At 56.8% G+C, this 611-nt stretch carries 1 protein-coding gene; it reads right to left on the bottom strand.

Going from position 1 to position 611, the window contains the following annotated elements:
- Positions 1-42: 42 nt before the first annotated feature.
- The coding region (locus E0L35_RS25400) for an adenylosuccinate synthetase (RefSeq protein WP_171051236.1) at positions 43-611 on the bottom strand (569 nt) is incomplete at its 5' end.

Genomic DNA, 611 nt, shown 5'->3' with positions numbered 1-611 from the left:
CTGTTAGCCCGGCAGGCAAAATATCTGCCATGCGTACCAGAATTACGCGTCGAACGGGTCGCGCAGAATCATGGTTTCAGTACGATCCGGACCGGTAGAGATGATATCGATCGGCACACCAGTCAGCTCTTCAATACGCTTGATGTAGTTCAGCGCCGCCTGCGGCAGACCGCTACGATCTTTCACGCCGAAGGTGGATTCAGACCAGCCCGGCATGGTTTCGTAAATCGGCTCTAGACCTTTCCAGTCGTCAGCTGCCAGCGGAGTGGTAGTCACTTCACGACCATCCGGCATACGGTAAGCCACGCAGAGTTTAACCTCTTTCAGGCCATCCAGAACGTCCAGTTTAGTCAGGCAGAAGCCAGACAGGGAGTTCAACTGTACCGCACGACGAACGGCAACGGTGTCCAGCCAGCCGGTACGACGACGACGACCCGTAGTTGCGCCGAATTCGTTACCCTGCTTGCAGAGGAACTCGCCAGTTTCATCAAACAGTTCGGTCGGGAACGGACCTGCCCCCACACGAGTGGAGTAAGCTTTGAGGATACCCAGAACGTAATCAACATAACGCGGGCCCAGGCCGGAACCGGTCGCCACGCCACCAGCAGTGG

Source organism: Halomonas sp. ATBC28 (assembly GCF_005937175.1).
In the GTDB taxonomy this organism is placed as follows: domain Bacteria; phylum Pseudomonadota; class Gammaproteobacteria; order Pseudomonadales; family Halomonadaceae; genus Vreelandella; species Vreelandella titanicae.
This window is presented reverse-complemented; position numbering and strand designations above follow the sequence as displayed.